Source organism: Bacillus sp. AR8-1, assembly GCF_008042345.1.
Lineage (GTDB): Bacteria > Bacillota > Bacilli > Bacillales > Bacillaceae_G > Bacillus_A > Bacillus_A cereus.
Genome location: NZ_QNUB01000021.1, coordinates 123,348 through 141,121, shown reverse-complemented (window position 1 = coordinate 141,121; position 17,774 = coordinate 123,348). Strand labels below are relative to the sequence as shown.

Genomic DNA, 17,774 nt, shown 5'->3' with positions numbered 1-17,774 from the left:
ACCCAGTACTAATGGTCTAGATAATATTCTTTTTTTATATGTAGTTATAGGGAGTACTTAGAGGCTAACTCCAAATCGCAGTTAAAGGACAAAGAAATTTATTTTAGAAAATATTAGATTTTACTATGTTAATGCTACAACAGCAAGAGTTAAGCCCAACGTATTCAATGTATTAGAATATGGTCCTACATTAACAGTAAGAGTACTTGCTATACCTGGAGGTGTAGTGAAAATAGCGGGTGCTGATACAGAAGTGAATCCTGCAGTATATCCCAGAGAAGTACCAGAGCCAATGATTGGATTATTATTCAGATACATAGTGACACCTGCCGAATTACCTCCTGGTTGAATGATAACTTGCACTTCATATATTGCCAAATAGGTTCTTCCACCTTCAAGTAAAACGGTTGTTGGCGGTGTGAATGAGATTGCCGTTCCATTAGAATTTACCACTGTATCTAGTGGAATCGCAGAATTTACAGAAACTATTGATGGGGTAGTTTGAACAACATTTAAACTGTTAGACGTGGGGGATGGACAATTGCAAGGTTTGGAGTTGTTATCATTTTGATAATTCACAAATAATCAAGCTCCTTTACGTAAGATAATTTTTTATCCTATATAAAACGTAGCTTTTTTGTATCTAAGTTATTTTTAATAATTTTTTAAAGAGAAGCCGAATATTTTTGTTCAGTCAATTCTTAAAAGTATTAGATACTCTGGGATTTCAAAGTGCATCTGATAAATATATATGAATGTCTTTTTTAGGTCATTACTGTAAGTTAAGAAACATAATAAAATAGTTATTTTGTTAAATAAAAAACATGCACAAAAATTGTGCATGTAAAGTAAAAGTTATGTCTTGTCTATGTAAATATATGCTTAGTTTATATAAATCGTGTGTATGTTTGAACGAAACGGTTATTTCCAAATATAAAGAGCGCTTTTTAAGGCGCTCCATGACCAAAACTAAAATTGAAAAAGAATACCACATGATATTTTATGTATGTTCTTAATACATGTGCAGATCTTTCTTTTGCACAACAAAGCAGCTAGTTAATAAAACTAACTGCTTGTTGTACAAAAGAAACGCTGCGCTTACAGAAATAGTTTGTAACTTTAAGTTACAAAAATAGTATGAACAGGGTTGAAAATGTTATGCGGAAATGAAAGAAAATAAAATAAAAAAGAGCACCATGCATAAGTGCTCTTTAAGATAGGAGGTAACACTTTGAGCTGGATGTTTAGGCTAAAAGTATATGATGTAGAAAAGGAATAAGACCTAAAACTTATTTTTAACTAAATACAAAAGAGCAGCTAGCAAAAGCTAACTGCTATAAGAACATTACATCCACGAATTTAAGGAGTATCAATTTTTCGTGAGTTATGTATAGTATGGGCAAAATTTTCAAGTTTATAAAACAAAAATTAAAAAGAGCAGCTATTTATAATAACTGCTCTATTCGATACAACCTGGGTAAGAAGCAGATTGTATTGTGATTAGCATTAGCAGAATATTTAACTTTATTCGCTTCTTTAACAAAATTATTATTTAGTACAAATAAAGGGCAACGTAAAAGGTGCTCAATGGCTAATTCTGAAATGATTATGAGTATTGTATGTATGTTTCTAGTATATGTGCAGTTTTTATATAAAATCTTTATTTTATCAATTTATAGGTTGATACAGTTCCCCAAACGAAAAGAACCAAGTAAAAAAGTCTTTGTAGTAGACCTGCAGGTAAGGGGAAAAGAAAAACAAGTGAGATAAGGATTGTTATTACTATTAAGCTTAGTAAGCAGAAATATGTCCATTTTCTAGTTTTTTTAAGATTCTTAGCAAAAATAAATAGTCCTGGAAATACAGTAAGCATGCCTATCCAAACTAGAATGGAATGTCCAATTAGGTTTACATCTGCAGGAATTAATCCTGAAACTATAGTAGAGATTCCTATTATAAGTATAAAAAATGTTGCTATTCTATTAATTCTTGTTTTTTCTAGATGTTGTGAAATATATAGTACTCCAATACAAAATGTTATTCCATTAAGAATAAAGAGTAAATTCATCCAAAAGTGATTAGGGGAGCATATTTCATAAGGAGCTATTTCGTAGGTGAATTCTCCGCAGGTTGTTACACCTAGATCACTCATTGCATGATGCAAATAGTTATAAGGTGCTGTAGAAGTGAAAATAAAGAAAGGTTCAATTAAAAAGTATAGACAAGTTGCAATCCAGCTAAATAAGCCAATTTTATTTGATATATACATTAGATACCTCCCTTGAAAAAAAGTATATTTCCATTATAGGTGGTTACATCATCAAAAGTAAAAATTTTCAAGTTGAAAGTCGATAACTCTGTTCAATAATATAGGATTTTCTAGAAAAATGTGTTTAGCGGAAAGGCGTATAAAAAATGGATGGGGCAGAACCTAACAAAATCGTTATTTGAATAGAAAGAAGTGACGTAATGAGACATACACGTAAACGTCAATTATGTAATTTCCAAAAGAAAAGAAATGTTGTATTTATTAATTTTGAAATGAATCATTGGAATTCTATAGAAAATTCATTAGATAAGTCATTCAAGTGGCACAGAAAGTATAACAAGGTAAGTTACGTTAATTTCATTAGATGGTATGTAAAAATCAAATAGGAAGGATTATATGAAGAAAGAAATCAAACAAAAACGCTATTTGATATTAAATCAAAAAGAGCACTACGAAAAGTGCCCTTGGAGAGGTAGTTCAATGTCCTATGAGTTGTCGTTCAATATTAATGTATGAGCACCTAATTATAAGGTGACAACAATACCGACAGAAAAGTTAACAAAGGACTAACTGCGCCATTGAAGCTTGTTAAGACAGAGTGTGTGTGTCTCAAAAATGAAACTATCTGTAGTTTATACAAGTGTAAAAGAATTATGCAATGTGAAAAAAGAGCACCTAAAAGAGTGCTCTTCGATAAGGAGGTAACTCGGTAGATAAACACCCTTCAATATTAAGATATGTGTAAGAAGTGGGCAGTAAAACCAAAAACTTTTTAGTTGGTATGTAAGCAATATTAATGTGAGTTTGAAAATTATGTGAGAAGAGAGCACTGTATATAAGTGCTCTTGAGAGGTAGGCGTAATACTAATCATAACCAGTATTAACATATGTCTAATCTAATTAATTTGTGAAAAAAAGCAGTTAGCTTTCGCTAACTGCTTCGCCCCAAGGAAGGGAGATGGGTAATTGATTAGGTCTTGGGCCGAAATGGGGATTTTGGATGTTAAGACCTAAAGATAGTATGGATTTTACTTTGGAAATTATGTGCAAATTAAAAGAGCCTCTTAAAAGTGTCAACTCTCAATGCCCAGTTGATGAAATGAATACATGTGCAGATCTTTCTTTTGCACAACAAAGCAGCTAGCTAAAGTAGCTAACTGCCTGCTGTAAATACTATTCCACATGGATACGCAAATTGTAACCACAAGTTACATTTATAGTATAAACAGATTTGAAAATGTTATGCAGGAAAGTAAACTAAATAAAAACTTTCTTTTGCACAACAAAGTAGCTAGCTTAATGAGCTAACTACCTGTCGTACAAAAGAAACTAGGCCCTACAAGTAAATGATATGTAACTTTAAGTTACAGCTATAGTATAAGCAGAATTAAAAGTATTATGTGGAAATAATAATGATCTTAATAAAAATTTCATTTTAATATAAAGCTGAATTATTAAATGGCTTAGGCAGACAATTTATTAAATAAACTGTCCGCCAAGTGAATGAAAGATTATTTGAGCTATAAAGCCCAAGTTTAGTATAGATAGAATCATGAAAGTTTAATCATAAAACAGATAAATTATGTTATAGAAAACCTTCAATTAAAAAAAGAGCAGTTAGCTTTTGCTAACCGCTCGGCTCTCGACCAAGAAAGCTAGAGTGGGAGAAATCGACTTTTTAAAGTCTTGTCTACAGTGTTAGACAATGTTTAGAATTTTATTCACTTAAAACGTAAAAAGAGCAGCTAGCAAAAGCTAACTACTCTCCAGAAAAGCATTAAGAAGGAAGTTCAGAACTCAAGTGTATTTATAGTATGGACAAGATTTAGAAATTTATTCGAGGAGGAATGGAAAATGTGCACTTATTGGGAAAACGCAGTTAAAGAATTCTTCAAGAAGCAAGAGCAGGAACGGAATAAAAAAAGCAGCTAGCAAAAGCTAACTGCTCGGCTCCTATCTTAAAAAGAGATGTTAGGTGTAAGGTTGATTCGTGATGAATGGAGCCTGTATCTATTATTAACGAAACATTGAGTTTTATTCAGGAGAGGAAGAGAAATGAGACCACGTAGATTTGAGTATTTGATTTCTTATAAGTATTACCATAATAACGGTAATACGGATTGTACGTATTTATTCAATAGTCGTTCGAAACTCAATAGTAGAAAAGATGTCCTAGATTTAATGGATCTATTAAAAGAAAAATGCAATGCTCATACAGTCATAATCAATAACAGTCAATTACTAAGAGAAAAGAGAGCATTATAAAAACTCAACAAAATAATCCTTTTAATAGAAAGCGAGGTTGGGAGAATGAAAGCTTTGAAGAAAAGAAAAATTAGAAAAGCTATCGCGCGTCGCACAAAGGAAGTAGAGAAATATCAAATCGATAACGCTTGGAGAAATATTTTTGTGAAAGCTGGAATAATAAAATAACAGTACTGGAGGGATAGGAAATGAATAGTAAACAGTTTTTCGGAATGTATTGGGCTCTTTACTTAATCATTATGTTTGTGACCTTTAGTAATACAAAAAGCTTCATACAAGCGGGAATCATTATGGCACTTGTAATTTTGATTTCAGAAGTCGATCATAAATATGGATTTTATAAGGGAAGTAAGAAAGCTAAAAGCAAATAAATATAGTCCGGCTAGAAAACTAGAGGACACCAATTCATTAAAGCAGCAATTAAGGCTGTTTTACGAATAGGTGTCCTTTTTATTTTGAAAAGGGGGATGGGGAAATGAAGGTGTTAAAGGATCAGCTACGTGAATGGAAAAAGCAATCGAATCAAACGAAAAAGAAAACTAAGAAAAAACGAAAAGAGAAATTAAGTACTCGTGACATTGAAGATTTAATGGGGATGCATAGACCTTGCTATGAACGAAGACGTGGAGCAATAAGACAAAAGTAATTTAAAAATAAAAAGGAGTGGTCTTACATGACTAAACAATTATCTTTCTTACCAAAAATCGATAGAACAGCGACACAAGAGAAATTAGAAGGTGTGTTGGAAAGTGTACGTATACATAGACAATTTGGGATGATGCGTAAAGAAATGAAAGTCACTCCTTCTTATGAAATACGTGAGCATGGTCCTACACATACAGTTGGAAAACCATTAGAAGATGTTGCTATGGCAAATATTCAACAAAGTAAACGAGAAGAGTGGCTTGAAAGAATGTCAGCACGTATTGATCAGTTTCTAAATCGATTAGGGAACGGACGTGCAGGAAGGATTCAAAGTGATATTATTTATAAGCGTTATTTAGAAGAGGAGGACGTATGTGATTACATGGTTTACAACGAAATAGGGATGTCAGAGCGTACTTATCGACGTTGGAAGTCTAAAGCATTTTATAAGCTTGCTTTTGCACTTGGATTAGAAGTTTACGAGACAGAAGAGACTGGAGGTAATGAATAATGAATTTTGTTCAGCCAATACGTGATCCAGAAGAAATACAGCAGCTAAAAGATTATTTTAAAGAAAAGAGCTTACGTAATTACATTCTCTTCATTATGGGAATTAATACAGGTCTGAGAATCTCGGACATTTTGAAATTGAAGGTAGGAGATGTCAAAGGTAGTCATATATCTATGAGGGAAAAGAAAACCGGGAAACAGAAACGAATACAAATTACTGCAGCACTGAAAAGAGAACTTAAATGGTTTATTGAAGAAAGGGAAGATAATGAGTACTTATTACAAAGTAGACAAGGTAGGAATCGTCCAATTGGTCGTAGCATGGCATACAAGATATTAAGCGGGGCAGCAGCAGAGTTTGGGTTAGATGAAATAGGAACACATACGTTAAGAAAAACATACGGGTATCACATGTACATGCAAACAAAAAACATAGCATTACTCATGGAGATATTCAATCACTCATCAGAGAAGGTCACGTTACGTTATATAGGTGTAAACCAAGATGCAATGGATAAAGCAATGGCTAGATTTAAAATTTAATCATTGCTTATTTCTTTTTTTATTTAGTGGTATCACAGCATTTTAGAAAAAAACTACGTTAAGAGTATGCAAGATAACTAAAAGAAAAAGCCCATAATGCTAAAACTATGATTTCTAACATCTTCTTTTTCATTAAAAGTTAAGCACCCAAAATCCTCTTAAAAAAGTTGTATTCGGAATATTGTAACAAAATAAAAAAAGACCCTACAAGAGGGTCTTTCATCAGCTAATATTAAGCTTTTTGAACATTAGTAGCTTGTAGGCCACGTTGTCCTTTTTCTACTTCAAACGTTACACTTTGTCCTTCGTCTAAAGATTTGAAACCGTCGATTTGGATAGCTGAGAAATGTACGAATACGTCTTCTCCACCTTCACGCTCGATGAATCCAAAACCTTTGTCTGCATTAAACCATTTTACTTTACCTTGTTCCATAATTGTTGCCTCCTAGTGTGGATACCCACACATATGTTACTACCCTTGCTCAAATACCTTAGACGAAAAACAAAATTTATTCTTAATCTCAAGCCAAACAAAAATAGGTCTTTCTTAAATTAACACACTTTCTAAAAAATAGCAAATTTCAAAAATAAGTTCTTATGGTAATTAGCTACTAATAGTTGTTGCTGGAGAAAAAGTCACTATGATAGTCATCACAGCAAGAAATTGCCAAAGGATCTCAACAATATCATTGATTTGATTTTTTTCAGACATTCAACAACTGATAAAATTAGCTATTTTCGAGTTGAATTTTACTTCTGATAACGATAATTATGTAAATAAGCTGTCCATATGGGCAGCTTATTTTATTTTTCCGCATAGCATAGGTTATTTTGCAAAATGCTGGTGGTATCCCTATACAGTTACTCATAATTTTCGTACTGTGTAACTCAAAAGAGAAAATTAAATGAAATCAATGATACCAAGGGATTCAGCAAAGAGGTCAGTTACACACAATATAAGATATGGGTAAGTGAAGAAACGGCATAGAAAGAAGCATAGTTCATCAAATGGACGTAATGTTTCATTACCATCAAGTTAAGAAATTCATTGTTTCTGATTAATTGCATCCTTTTTTTGTGGTTGTTACGGATTTGAAAAAAATAAAAAATCGCCTAATTAAAGGCGATTCATAATGTAATCATTTTGTATTCTTTTGATAAAGAAATATCTCTTGAAATTAGATACAATGTTCTACATTAACGTGTTTCTGGATCTTTGTCTTTTTTTCTAAGACCAAATAATCCTACTAGTCCCAATAAACCAAGCCAAGCCCAATTATTATTTCTGTTACGATTATCATTTAAATCATTTGTCGTATTTACATTTCGAGTTCTAACGTCATTATTAACTCTATTCATGTGATAGTCATTAACTCTATTCGTGTTATAGTCATTAACTCGAGTTGTAACATTATTATTGTTAACTCTATTCGTATTATATCCATCGTATTCAGCATGGACGCTTGTACCAAAAACCATAATAGTTAGTAATAGGACACTTAAAATAGATGAAAGTTTTTTCTTCATGTTTTTCCCTCCTTTCGTATTTAGTAATGTCTCCAGTTCCTTTAGACAATATTCGATTGAAAATATATAAAACCATTTGAATTGAAATTATGATAAATATCTTTAATTTTTATTATCAAAAATACTTAATAATAATGAATTAAGTTAATTGAAATGAATTTATTCTTTATAAGCATAAATTTTTGAAAACGGTAAATTCTATGGGAGGTAATTACTATATTTGGGTAAGGTGTTCCTTATGAGTTATAAGAACTTATTTTCTTTAATCAAGAACATGATTGGGAAAATTTTTTCTATAGTAAGTATTGTTGCTAAAAGTCTAATTTCTTTAAGGAGGAATATTTTTATGGGTATTTTAAGTGGAAATCCACAAAATGAACCAATGCACTACGGAGAAGTCTTTGGGATTTGGAGTTATCTTGCAGCGGCACAAGGCGCAATTGCTGGATATCAAGTTCTTATTAACCATACAGGTGACGAGGATTTAAAGAAATTTTTAGAGAACCTTGTAGAGAATGATATCCAATCAGAAGTTGAAGAATTAAAAAATATCTTGAAATTGAATGGTGTAGCATTACCACCAGCACCGCCAGAAAGACCAGTTGCATCTATTGAAACAATTCCTCCTGGTGCTCGTATTAATGATGCAGAAATTGCAGCTAAAGTTTCTATGGATCTTGCTGCTGGGTTAGTAGCATGTAGTCAAGCAATGGGACAATCTCTTCGAGAAGATGTTGGAATGATGTTTGGTCAATTTCATATGAAAAAAGCACAAGCTGGAGCTATATTACTTCGTCTGAATAAGAAAAAAGGTTGGATTATTCCACCTCCATTACATGTTCTACAATCAGATCAAGCATAATAACTAAATGAAAATTCAATCTATTCTTTATGGCTGTTACAGTGAGGTAGTCTAGGGAAATAAAGGTTATTAGCGAATTAAAATAAGTGGCAGAGTCGTGACCGCTTTTTGGCAGGAAATGTGCGGGTTGTTTTGGAATTCACGTGATATATTTGTATTGTGAGAAGTGGCGGAAAACACAACTCATAAATTCCTTTATAAACTATATGTTGTCTAAACGGTTTCGTAATGACGGCACATAAAATCCGGAACCAGCAGATGGTAATGATTGAATGATACTGTCATTAGGGAGAGCTTTTGCTCTTCTTTGAGCTAACAACATCCTAGGTAGACAGAATCAGGAGAACCTGATAAGTTTTTCGATGGTGTCTGTCGCGGTTGTTAGCTAAAAGAAGAATAAAACTTCACATACCGTAATCGAAAAGTAAATAAGCAATTGATAAAAAAAGCATCCATTTGGGTGCTTTTTATTTTGGAGGAGGAAGAACTTTGAAGATGCCATTAACAAAACATTGGTGCATGAACAAAGGTTGCGGATTTGAAGAAACTTCTCATAAGATACGCGACGGGTGGAAATGCCCTAAATGCAATGGACCGATGATGAATCAAGTTGTTAAGAAAGATAAGAGGTGAGGATAGATGAGTACGGTTTCTAGATGTTGTTTAGCTTGTGGCTACCTGAATATAGCATTAGAAGATAAATATCAAGAAGTAACTGTTTGTCCGAAATGTAATGGTGCTTCTGTAGATACGTTTAAGTTAGGGAAGTACAAACAACATATTAAGCAAAATAAAGAGTGTGAACATAAGTACCGATTAATGGATAGCAAAACAACTACGATGGGTAACAGATCCATTCACATCTTAGGTAGTTTTTATTGCGAGAAATGCCTTGATACTCAATTTCGCGGGAAGATTCTTAAGGAAGATTAAGGGGGAGGATAGTTCATGCAACCTCTAACAATACAAGAGATTAATAAACTATATGAGCAAGATAATATTATTAAGTTCTACAAACATCCATATTGGCGGAAGCACATAAGAATATTAGCGCTCGAACGAGATAATAGCGAGTGCCAGGAATGCAAGCGTAAAGGTAAGTATAGCAAGGGTAGGAACGTCCATCATATCAAGGAGTTACGTGATAGACCAGATTTAGCGTATACATTAAGCAACCTAGAAACACTGTGCATTCGTTGTCATAATCAGGAACACAACAAAGAGAAGAACATAGTGAAGAAGCGCTGCACGATAGTAGATGAAGAGAGATGGTGATTGTGTGGACAGCCTAACGATACAAGGTAACACATATGACTTAACTGATATTAAACTAACAATCAATCACGATAAGAATGAAGCTATCATTTATAACACTGATACACTCATTCAATTCCAACGTGACATATACAAGACGTACACACAGATACGACACATACACAAGCCTAAAGCATGTGAGAAGCTATCACTTGAGAAGGTGAAAGCTAACCTAAGAGATCATTGGCTAGAGATATACTTAAACTTAACAAGACAAGAAGCTGGAACAGTTATCGAATACGCTGAACTATTTTTCGGTTTAGCGATTAAATAATTAAATTTTAAGTAAAAATTTTTAGCTTCACACACGTATAATACCCCCCACTCTTTTTTTAGAGATTAAATTGTTGGGGGACCAGGCAACGCGAGGGGGGATTTCTCTTTTTATTTTCGCGTTACGCGCGTGGGAATAGAAAAAAAGGCAAAAAAAATACCATCCCTTCTCTGGGATGATTAAAATTTTCGATATGTATTTGTAATCAGTGGACCGTCGCCACTGTTTCCTTCTAAGTAAAACTATACATGATTATTCTCGTCTTTACAAGTGTCATTTTTAAAATTAACCTTCGAAAAAATCCAATGAAAAGCGGGGTGGTGATATTGTGAGCGGAAAACAAAGTAAATCTAAATTAGCGTTCAAAGATTTCTTAGAAGGTGTTAAATACAAGGATATCGCGGATAAATATGGCGTATCTGTTAGCACTGTTAAATCATGGCGCAGCCGTTATTGGGAAGACATGATAAATGAAAAAGGTCTAAAAAATGTTTCGGAAAAGGTTGCAAAACTTCAAAAAAACAGAGAAAAAACGCTTAGAAATAAAATAAGAGATGATTTATATGAACAACTCGGCACGAACGGTATCATACACGCTCATTTTATGGATTTAGTAGAAGATTATATGTCATTTTGGGATATAAAAAACAGATTGATAGCTGATGTAAAAGATCGCGGTGTATCTGTACTAGGCGCTAATGGATTTATGAAAAAAAACGATAGCATTAACGAGTTGAATAAAACTAACACGCAAATGTTAAAGATTCTTAACGAGTTAGGACTTAAGGCGGTAAGTGAGGATGATGACGATGATGCAGAAGTCTAATCTTCCTTATAAATATCATCCTTTCATTAGTGAGTACATGCATGCTGTGGAAAGCGGATCTATCCGTTCTTGTAATGAACAAAAACAATTAATGACCTTAGTTCGAAAAACTTTAGATGATCCAAATGTTTATGTTGATGTTCAAGCTATTGAGGATAGTGTTAATATCCCAGCTAAATATTTTCCATTCGAATTATTCGCATGGCAACGTTTTGTTAACGCTTGTGTGTTCGGCGTTCGTTATAAGGACACCAACCGTCTTGTTTGGAATCAAATATTAATACTGATGGGACGTGGCGGTGGTAAAAACGGATATGCCGGATATTTAAACTTCTATATGCTATCTAAACAGTTTGGTATAGATAGATATCACATTGAATGGATCGCGACATCTGAAGAACAAGCAAAAACTACATTCGATGACGTGAAGGAAGTAATAGAAAATCCTGCAAATAAGGTTTTAAAGAAATCATTTAGTGCTACAAAGGTACTAATTAAACATAAAACAAACAAATCTCACATGAAATTCAATACTTCTAATGCTAGAACGAAAGATGGACGACGTCCTGGATCAGTTTGGTTCGATGAAATTCATGAATATGAAGATTATAAGTCGATTAAAGTATTCCGTTCAGCCTTGGGTAAAGTTAAAGATGGACGAACTTTCTATTTAACAACGGATGGATATGTCCGTGGTGGCGTTTTGGATGATATGAAAGAGAAGGCTCGAATGATTCTAAGTGGCGAAGTTGAAAGGAGTAAGTTATTCCCCTTCATCTGCAAATTAGACTCCGAAGAAGAAGTCGAAGATATTGCAAACTGGGAAAAAGCCAATCCTTCTATTCGAGATAATATGGAATTATTCGAAACGATGAAAGAAGAATGGGCCGATTGTCAAACCAACATTCCTATGCATGTTGAATTCATGACAAAACGGATGAACATTCCGAAGCAGCTATTTCAACATAAAATCGCTACTTATGAGGATCTTCTTGCAACAGATCAACCTTTACCTGATGATTTACACAAATATGAATGTATTGGTGGTGTAGATTACGCAGAATTACGCGATTTCTGCAGCGTCGGTTTGCTATTCAAACGGCAAGGGAAGCGTTATTGGATTCACCATACCTTTATATGGCATCAGGCATTGAAAATGCAGGATATTAATCAAGATATTATAGATATAGGTGTGGAAAAAGGACTCTTCACCATCGTCTATGATAAAGAAATCGAGCCCAAACGTGTTATCAATTGGTTTTTAGAAAAATCGAAAACATACGACATTAAGCGTATCGCGATTGATAAATTCCGTTCTGTAATCTTGAAACCTTTATTAGAAGAAGCTGGTTTTAACGAAAGAGTTGAGATAGTAAGGCGCGGGCAGTACATTCATGCTATGTTAGACCCATTAATCCAACATCTATTCATAAATCATAATATTGTTTTCCACGACGATCCTGTTATGCGTTGGTATTGCGGGAATGTTTATGTGGACGAACTAGGAAATGGCTCAAAAGAATATAAAAAAATCGACCCTGTCAAAAGAAAAACTGACGGGTTTTTTGCGTTCACACATGCGCTCAATTTCGACGGTGATCTTGAAGACTATGCAGTCGATTTAAACGATATGCAAGTATGGTCATTCTGAGAAAGGGGGTGAAAAAATGGGAATTCGTAATGTTTTTAAAACCTTTTTAGGAAAAAGTGATAATGGAACAGTCCCGGATGTTGATTGTAGTGTGATGACACTTAAAGCTGAAATTGCTTACAAGAAATTGTATGTTAACGCTGCTATCGATTTAATTGCTCGTAGTTTAGTAGCTTGTGATTTTGAAACATATAGAAGTGGCAAGTTAAAAAGAAGTTTGAACTACTACCAATTAAATGTGGCACCAAATAAGAATGAAAATGCCCATGAGTTTTGGTATAAGGTTGTCCATCAGTTAATTTACGAAAAGGAAGCGTTAATTTTACCTATAGGTGAGGAACTGTGGATAGCTGAATCGTTTCATCGTGAAACTACGAATGGTTTTAATGAGTATGTTTATAAAAGTGTTTCGATTAACAATCAGCTTTTAACGAAGGAATTTAGAGAACAAGACGTTCTATACTTGAGCCTTTCTGTAGAGTCAATAAACAACGTGATTAATAGTTTATATAGTTCATATGGACTATTACTAGCTAAAGCGATGTCAGATTACAAAGGCAATGGAAGAATACGTTATTTGTTCAGAGGCCGTTTCATGAATTCGTTAACTGATGAAAACGGAAAAGCTTCGCAAGAACTTTTTGAAGAGAAAGCAAAAGATTATATGAATCCTGAAAAGTTAGCAGCAATCATGTTCTTACCTGACAACGTACAAATGGAAGATCAAAGCAAGGACCCACGTAATTTAGATACGAGGGACATCAAAAACCTTGCAAAAGATATGTTAGATTTCGTGGCAACTGCCTTCCACATTCCTCCTTCATTACTAAGTGGAATAAGTGAAGGTGGCATTTCAACTACCGGTAATCCTACTGGCGATTTAGATAACTTTATTATATTCGCAGTAAGACCAATAGGGGAAATGATTACTAACGAATATAACAAGAAGATGTTCTCTAGAGAGCAATATTTAAGTAAAACATACATTAGATTCAACATGGACAACTTCAAATTGTTCGACCTTACTAAGTTTGCTAATTCCGTTGACAAGCTATTTGCAGTCGGTGGCATGAGCATAAACGATGTATTAGAACGTTTAGGAAAAGAACAAATAAAAGAAGATTGGGCTAATGAACGATATGTTACTAAGAACTATGAGAGAGCAAGGATAAGCGGAACTATGAAAGGGGGTGAAGATATTGGAAATGGAAAAGATTCAACCGAAGTTCCTAATGATGGACAACAATCAACAGGACAATAGTAAATCAGTCATTTATATGTATGGGAATGTTGGTAAAGCTCCTTTCGGTGACATTTCTTCTCAAGGTGTAAGAGAAATGTTAGATGGTGTTACAAATGACATTGAAATTCACATCAATTCAAATGGTGGCGATGCGTTTGAAGGGATTGCAATTTGCAACTACTTAAAAAATCACCCTTCTAATGTAACTGCCGTTATTGATGGTATAGCCGCTTCAGCCGCTTCATTAATTGCGATGGGTGCTAATAAAATCGAAATGCCTTCTAATACCACTATGATGGTACATCGTGCATCGACATATGCATTCGGTAATGCTGACTCATTAGAGAAGCAAGCTAAAATGCTACGTGACGTTGACGAAGCGTTAATTCAATCTTATAACAGCCGTTTTAACGGTGAGTTTTTCCAACTAGAAACACTTCTAGACAACGAAACTTATATGACCGCTGAAAAAGCTAAGTCATTCGGTTTCTGTGACGTAATCACTGATTCAATACAATCAAGTGTGGACAGTGAATCTGTAATTACAAATGAAGTTGAAGAACAACCCATCATCGCATCTATCGAAAACGAAGGTGACAAACGTACTCAAAACGCTGAAAAATCAGCTCACTTTATGGTTTCACTATTAAAATCTATTAAACTGTAGGAGGTAATTTACAATGATTAAAGACTTAGAAACGAAATTTGAAAATCAACAAAATTTAAGTAAGGTTTTAGCATCAGGTTCAGATGAAGAGGTGAATGATGCGTTAGTTGCATTCGCTCAAGGTATTCAAGAAAAAATTTTAGCACAAGCATCAGTACAATCTAGCGATCAAGCTATCTTAGCTGCTCGTGGTGGACGTGCTTTAACTAGTCAAGAAACGAAATACTACAATGAAGTAATTGCAGGTAACTCTTTTGCTGGTACTGAAGCATTAGTACCACCAACTGTTATCGAACGAGTATTTGAAGACTTAGTTCAAAATCATGAATTATTATCTGAAATTACATTTGTTAACGTCGGTGCTTTAACTGAATGGATTCTGAAAAAAGGTGATATCCAAACTGCCTTCTGGGGTAAATTGTGCGCGGCTCACAAAGAACTTTTAGATGAAGGTTTCGAAACGATTAAAATTGAGGAATACAAATTATCAGCATTTATGCCTGTATGTAAAGCAATGTTAGACCTTGGCCCGACTTGGTTAGATCGCTACGTTCGAACTGTATTAGTTGAATCTTTAAAAATCGCTTTAGAATTAGCTATCGTTCGTGGTACTGGTAAAGATCAACCTGTAGGCATGATGAAAGATTTATTAACTGTTACAGGGGGCGTACATGCTGATAAAGCCGATACTGGTAAGTTAAAAGACCTTAATCCTTACACTTTAGGTAATATCATGGCTCTACTTACTAAAGATGGTAAACGTAATCCATCTAATGTGTTACTAATCGTTAACCCTGTAGACTACTGGTCTAAAATTTATGGTTATACTACACGACCTAACATGGATGGAACTTACACTTATAACGTTCTTCCGATTCCAGGTAAAATCGTTAAATCAAATGCTGTTCCTAAAGGTAAATTAATCGCTGGTATGGCAAAAGATTACTTCCTTGGATTAGGTGGAGCACAACGTTTAGACGTTTACGATCAAACACGCGCTATCGAAGACGAAGATTTATACATCGCTAAAATGTACGCTAATGGTCGTGCTGAAGAAAATGAATCATTCTTAGTTTATGATATTTCTGAAATGAAAGACCCAGGTATAGCGGTGACTACTCCAGCACCTACTAAATAGGGAGTGATCCTTTATGAGTGACAATCAATCACAGGCGACGTTACAGTCGCCTTTTGATTTGTTAGAAGATGTAAAACATGCACTAGCAATCACTTGGGATGAAGAAGACAAGGACATCATAAAGCTTATAGATCGTTCCGTTTATTTTATCAATGATTTAGTAGGCGCTGAACTTGATCTAGCCGTCAATTTATCCGCAAGAGAGCTAGTTATTAACCGTATTCGTTATGAATATAACAATGCGTTAGACAGTTTCGAAAGTAACTTCAGGCAACCACTTTCACGATTGATATTACATGTCGCAATCGATGAAAGGAAGAAGAATAATGGCAATTGAACAACATAGAAAAACATTTAATGATGGATTTATTAGCGTTAAGGAAAGTAAAACGATCCGGAATAGCACTAAAAAAGTAATCGGACGTGAAAATGTCGAGATTATCAGACTTAGATTTTCGGAACTTTCGTGCCGTGAAGTTGATATTCAATTCGCTGAAAGTATTGATAAAAAGTTAGATATGAAAATTGAAACTTTATACGCTCCTATGTTCAAGAATAAGGATGTGGACAGCCTAATAATTGAATTACGAGGACATTCTTATAGCATCATTAAAGCGGATCGTTTTAAAAATAGCATGTATTTATACTTGCAAAAGGTAGGAGGTCTAGATGACACTGAATGATTTAATTGAAAAGTTTAATAGTAAACTAGTCCGGCATTTAGAGTCTTTCTTCCACACTGTAGAAGTATACCAGGACTCAGTTCAGGAGGATGAAGCGAATCTATCCACAATCAACCATGTTGTATTTGAAACAGGTGGGTTTGTTAGAGCGGGGGCAAGCGCATTTACACAAGATGTAACAGTTTATTATTTTTCGGAAAATCGTGAGGATTTAGATGTATTGCAAGTTGAGTTTATGAGTTCACTAAGTAAAACTGGCCACACATGTAATAAATCGCTCAAAGAAAAAATGAGGAAGAAAGATACAGAGTTTTTTGTTGATGTATTAACATTCGAGCTTACAAGGAATGTAAAATATGCCTGCTAATTTTAGTGTTGATGCTTCTAAATTTGAATCTTTGCAAAGAAACATTGAGCGATTACCAAACGTTGCGGAAAAGATAATAAATGAAGATTTAAAGTCTAGAATTGCACCAGTAATGAAAAAGTCAGTTCTTGGCTTAATGCCTATATCGAATAGAAAGAAAGCCCACGCTAAACTATATCAATCTATTAATGACGATAACAAAGAGAATTTAACATTAACATTAAAACCAAAATCGAAATATAGATATTTAGTTTTTCCTGATTTGGGATTAGGTACAAGTAAGAAAAAGGCGGCCAAAAAGTTCATGGAGCGTGGTGTGGATAAAAAGGTCGATCACTCTATTGAGGAATTAAATAAATCTTTAATAGAAGAAATAAATAAAACTTTAGGAGGGCAATAATATGCCAGTTACAGTTGATGTATTTGATGCGGTCGAGATTAAAAATGCTAGTGTACTTTTTAAAGGTGAACATGTAACTGACCCATTCGGTTGTGTAGGTAAATTAGATGCAGAAACAGAAATTAAATCAGTTGAAAAGAAATGCGGCGGCTTTACTCAAAAGAAAAAATCAAAACCAACACAAATGAATGTAAAAATTAGCGGTCACATGCAATTGAAGGTTATTCGTAACATTTTTGGTATTACAAACGAAGGGTTGATCGATGGCGTTTACTCATATGGTATCGACAGCTTAGGAAAAGATTTTGCGTTCGTTGCGGAAGAGCTTGACATATTCGAAGAAAACACACGTTTAATCGCATTCCCTAATTGTACAAGTGCAACAGGTTTTGTTAAGAGTGTAGAAAACGGTGCTGAAGAACTAGCCGAAGTAGAATTAGAAGTAACAGCGTTATCTGACGAATTCGGTCGTTTCTATTATGAAGGTATCGAACTACCGGAAACAGTTGCAAAAGAATGGATGACAAAATTTGATTCGGCTAAATTACGAAAAACAGCACAAACAAAATAAATTCTATCAAAGGTGCTCT

Annotated in this window: 25 protein-coding genes; 21 read left to right on the top strand and 4 right to left on the bottom strand. The window is 34.1% G+C overall.

Features of this window, described 5'->3' with window-relative positions; translation table 11 throughout:
- Positions 1-123: 123 nt before the first annotated feature.
- Entirely contained in the window at positions 124-579 is a 456-nt protein-coding gene (locus DN400_RS17425; protein ID WP_147801789.1) for a hypothetical protein, read from the bottom strand.
- A gap of 1,081 nt (positions 580-1,660) precedes the next feature.
- Positions 1,661-2,269 carry a DUF998 domain-containing protein gene (locus tag DN400_RS17420; RefSeq protein ID WP_147801788.1) on the bottom strand — a complete coding sequence of 203 codons (609 nt, stop codon included), beginning with the start codon at positions 2,267-2,269 and terminating at the stop codon, positions 1,661-1,663.
- A gap of 2,055 nt (positions 2,270-4,324) precedes the next feature.
- Here DN400_RS17420 and DN400_RS17415 point away from each other — a divergent pair.
- From DN400_RS17415 to DN400_RS17395, 6 genes are all read left to right on the top strand, one after another.
- Complete coding sequence (locus DN400_RS17415) at positions 4,325-4,534, top strand: hypothetical protein (protein ID WP_001247800.1); 210 nt, start codon at positions 4,325-4,327, stop codon at positions 4,532-4,534.
- 45 nt (positions 4,535-4,579) lie between these two features.
- The gene (locus DN400_RS17410) at positions 4,580-4,702 is read left to right on the top strand and encodes a DUF3983 domain-containing protein (RefSeq protein ID WP_048558843.1); all 123 of its coding nucleotides are present in this window, start codon (positions 4,580-4,582) and stop codon (positions 4,700-4,702) included.
- 20 nt (positions 4,703-4,722) lie between these two features.
- Positions 4,723-4,905 (top strand): hypothetical protein, encoded by a 183-nt coding sequence (locus tag DN400_RS17405; protein ID WP_147801787.1) that lies wholly within the window; start codon positions 4,723-4,725, stop codon positions 4,903-4,905.
- 104 nt (positions 4,906-5,009) lie between these two features.
- Entirely contained in the window at positions 5,010-5,180 is a 171-nt protein-coding gene (locus DN400_RS29540) for a hypothetical protein (RefSeq protein WP_179953506.1), read from the top strand.
- Positions 5,181-5,207: 27 nt separating this feature from the next.
- Entirely contained in the window at positions 5,208-5,690 is a 483-nt protein-coding gene (locus tag DN400_RS17400; RefSeq protein WP_147801786.1) for an ArpU family phage packaging/lysis transcriptional regulator, read from the top strand.
- Positions 5,690-6,232, top strand: coding sequence for a site-specific integrase (locus DN400_RS17395; RefSeq protein WP_147801785.1), 543 nt, complete (start codon positions 5,690-5,692; stop codon positions 6,230-6,232). The genes DN400_RS17400 and DN400_RS17395 overlap by 1 nt, the downstream gene beginning before the upstream one ends.
- 232 nt (positions 6,233-6,464) lie before the next feature.
- Here the strand turns inward: DN400_RS17395 and DN400_RS17390 are convergent, their stop codons facing one another.
- Positions 6,465-6,665, bottom strand: a complete 201-nt coding sequence (locus tag DN400_RS17390; protein WP_000434816.1) for a cold-shock protein — start codon at positions 6,663-6,665, stop codon at positions 6,465-6,467.
- Positions 6,666-7,429: 764 nt separating this feature from the next.
- Positions 7,430-7,759 carry a WGxxGxxG family protein gene (locus DN400_RS17385; protein ID WP_147801784.1) on the bottom strand — a complete coding sequence of 110 codons (330 nt, stop codon included), beginning with the start codon at positions 7,757-7,759 and terminating at the stop codon, positions 7,430-7,432.
- A gap of 346 nt (positions 7,760-8,105) precedes the next feature.
- On the opposite strand from DN400_RS17385, the gene DN400_RS17380 reads away from it, so the two are divergent.
- The 15 genes from DN400_RS17380 (at position 8,106) to DN400_RS17315 (ending at position 17,755) form a co-directional block, all read left to right on the top strand.
- The gene (locus DN400_RS17380) at positions 8,106-8,621 is read left to right on the top strand and encodes a DUF3231 family protein (protein WP_000512143.1); all 516 of its coding nucleotides are present in this window, start codon (positions 8,106-8,108) and stop codon (positions 8,619-8,621) included.
- Between the two features lie 489 nt (positions 8,622-9,110).
- Positions 9,111-9,254 carry a hypothetical protein gene (locus tag DN400_RS29535; protein WP_170952313.1) on the top strand — a complete coding sequence of 48 codons (144 nt, stop codon included), beginning with the start codon at positions 9,111-9,113 and terminating at the stop codon, positions 9,252-9,254.
- 6 nt (positions 9,255-9,260) lie between these two features.
- Positions 9,261-9,554: a hypothetical protein gene (locus tag DN400_RS17375; RefSeq protein WP_147801783.1), complete on the top strand. Its 294-nt coding sequence runs from the start codon at positions 9,261-9,263 to the stop codon at positions 9,552-9,554.
- Positions 9,555-9,569: 15 nt separating this feature from the next.
- The gene (locus DN400_RS17370) at positions 9,570-9,896 is read left to right on the top strand and encodes an HNH endonuclease signature motif containing protein (protein WP_147801782.1); all 327 of its coding nucleotides are present in this window, start codon (positions 9,570-9,572) and stop codon (positions 9,894-9,896) included.
- A gap of 4 nt (positions 9,897-9,900) precedes the next feature.
- Entirely contained in the window at positions 9,901-10,209 is a 309-nt protein-coding gene (locus tag DN400_RS17365; RefSeq protein ID WP_147801781.1) for a hypothetical protein, read from the top strand.
- A 328-nt stretch (positions 10,210-10,537) separates the two neighbouring features.
- A complete protein-coding gene (locus DN400_RS17360; protein WP_065229054.1) occupies positions 10,538-11,035 on the top strand; it encodes a P27 family phage terminase small subunit in 498 nt (165 codons plus the stop codon).
- A complete protein-coding gene (locus DN400_RS17355; RefSeq protein ID WP_000988815.1) occupies positions 11,010-12,686 on the top strand; it encodes a terminase TerL endonuclease subunit in 1,677 nt (558 codons plus the stop codon). Before DN400_RS17360 ends, DN400_RS17355 begins: the two co-directional genes overlap by 26 nt.
- A gap of 16 nt (positions 12,687-12,702) precedes the next feature.
- A complete protein-coding gene (locus DN400_RS17350) occupies positions 12,703-13,947 on the top strand; it encodes a phage portal protein (RefSeq protein WP_000512881.1) in 1,245 nt (414 codons plus the stop codon).
- Between the two features lie 16 nt (positions 13,948-13,963).
- Positions 13,964-14,596 (top strand): head maturation protease, ClpP-related, encoded by a 633-nt coding sequence (locus DN400_RS17345; protein WP_098322683.1) that lies wholly within the window; start codon positions 13,964-13,966, stop codon positions 14,594-14,596.
- A gap of 13 nt (positions 14,597-14,609) precedes the next feature.
- Positions 14,610-15,734, top strand: coding sequence for a phage major capsid protein (locus DN400_RS17340; RefSeq protein WP_098913672.1), 1,125 nt, complete (start codon positions 14,610-14,612; stop codon positions 15,732-15,734).
- Positions 15,735-15,747: 13 nt separating this feature from the next.
- Positions 15,748-16,071, top strand: a complete 324-nt coding sequence (locus tag DN400_RS17335) for a hypothetical protein (RefSeq protein ID WP_001282872.1) — start codon at positions 15,748-15,750, stop codon at positions 16,069-16,071.
- Entirely contained in the window at positions 16,061-16,417 is a 357-nt protein-coding gene (locus DN400_RS17330; protein ID WP_098322679.1) for a phage head-tail adapter protein, read from the top strand. The genes DN400_RS17335 and DN400_RS17330 overlap by 11 nt, the downstream gene beginning before the upstream one ends.
- Positions 16,404-16,784, top strand: a complete 381-nt coding sequence (locus tag DN400_RS17325) for a hypothetical protein (RefSeq protein ID WP_098322678.1) — start codon at positions 16,404-16,406, stop codon at positions 16,782-16,784. The genes DN400_RS17330 and DN400_RS17325 overlap by 14 nt, the downstream gene beginning before the upstream one ends.
- A complete protein-coding gene (locus DN400_RS17320; RefSeq protein WP_098322677.1) occupies positions 16,774-17,184 on the top strand; it encodes a hypothetical protein in 411 nt (136 codons plus the stop codon). The genes DN400_RS17325 and DN400_RS17320 overlap by 11 nt, the downstream gene beginning before the upstream one ends.
- 1 nt (position 17,185) lies before the next feature.
- Entirely contained in the window at positions 17,186-17,755 is a 570-nt protein-coding gene (locus DN400_RS17315) for a hypothetical protein (RefSeq protein ID WP_001145608.1), read from the top strand.
- Positions 17,756-17,774: the final 19 nt, after the last annotated feature.

Coding starts and splice junctions, on each gene's coding strand:
- DN400_RS17420 (WP_147801788.1), bottom strand. CDS start 2,269: ATGTATATATCAAATAAAATTGGCTTATTTAGCTGGATTGCAACTTGT.
- DN400_RS17415 (WP_001247800.1), top strand. CDS start 4,325: ATGAGACCACGTAGATTTGAGTATTTGATTTCTTATAAGTATTACCAT.
- DN400_RS17410 (WP_048558843.1), top strand. CDS start 4,580: ATGAAAGCTTTGAAGAAAAGAAAAATTAGAAAAGCTATCGCGCGTCGC.
- DN400_RS17405 (WP_147801787.1), top strand. CDS start 4,723: ATGAATAGTAAACAGTTTTTCGGAATGTATTGGGCTCTTTACTTAATC.
- DN400_RS29540 (WP_179953506.1), top strand. CDS start 5,010: ATGAAGGTGTTAAAGGATCAGCTACGTGAATGGAAAAAGCAATCGAAT.
- DN400_RS17400 (WP_147801786.1), top strand. CDS start 5,208: ATGACTAAACAATTATCTTTCTTACCAAAAATCGATAGAACAGCGACA.
- DN400_RS17395 (WP_147801785.1), top strand. CDS start 5,690: ATGAATTTTGTTCAGCCAATACGTGATCCAGAAGAAATACAGCAGCTA.
- DN400_RS17390 (WP_000434816.1), bottom strand. CDS start 6,665: ATGGAACAAGGTAAAGTAAAATGGTTTAATGCAGACAAAGGTTTTGGA.
- DN400_RS17385 (WP_147801784.1), bottom strand. CDS start 7,759: ATGAAGAAAAAACTTTCATCTATTTTAAGTGTCCTATTACTAACTATT.
- DN400_RS17380 (WP_000512143.1), top strand. CDS start 8,106: ATGGGTATTTTAAGTGGAAATCCACAAAATGAACCAATGCACTACGGA.
- DN400_RS17375 (WP_147801783.1), top strand. CDS start 9,261: ATGAGTACGGTTTCTAGATGTTGTTTAGCTTGTGGCTACCTGAATATA.
- DN400_RS17370 (WP_147801782.1), top strand. CDS start 9,570: ATGCAACCTCTAACAATACAAGAGATTAATAAACTATATGAGCAAGAT.
- DN400_RS17355 (WP_000988815.1), top strand. CDS start 11,010: ATGATGACGATGATGCAGAAGTCTAATCTTCCTTATAAATATCATCCT.
- DN400_RS17350 (WP_000512881.1), top strand. CDS start 12,703: ATGGGAATTCGTAATGTTTTTAAAACCTTTTTAGGAAAAAGTGATAAT.
- DN400_RS17345 (WP_098322683.1), top strand. CDS start 13,964: ATGTATGGGAATGTTGGTAAAGCTCCTTTCGGTGACATTTCTTCTCAA.
- DN400_RS17340 (WP_098913672.1), top strand. CDS start 14,610: ATGATTAAAGACTTAGAAACGAAATTTGAAAATCAACAAAATTTAAGT.
- DN400_RS17335 (WP_001282872.1), top strand. CDS start 15,748: ATGAGTGACAATCAATCACAGGCGACGTTACAGTCGCCTTTTGATTTG.
- DN400_RS17330 (WP_098322679.1), top strand. CDS start 16,061: ATGGCAATTGAACAACATAGAAAAACATTTAATGATGGATTTATTAGC.
- DN400_RS17325 (WP_098322678.1), top strand. CDS start 16,404: ATGACACTGAATGATTTAATTGAAAAGTTTAATAGTAAACTAGTCCGG.
- DN400_RS17320 (WP_098322677.1), top strand. CDS start 16,774: ATGCCTGCTAATTTTAGTGTTGATGCTTCTAAATTTGAATCTTTGCAA.
- DN400_RS17315 (WP_001145608.1), top strand. CDS start 17,186: ATGCCAGTTACAGTTGATGTATTTGATGCGGTCGAGATTAAAAATGCT.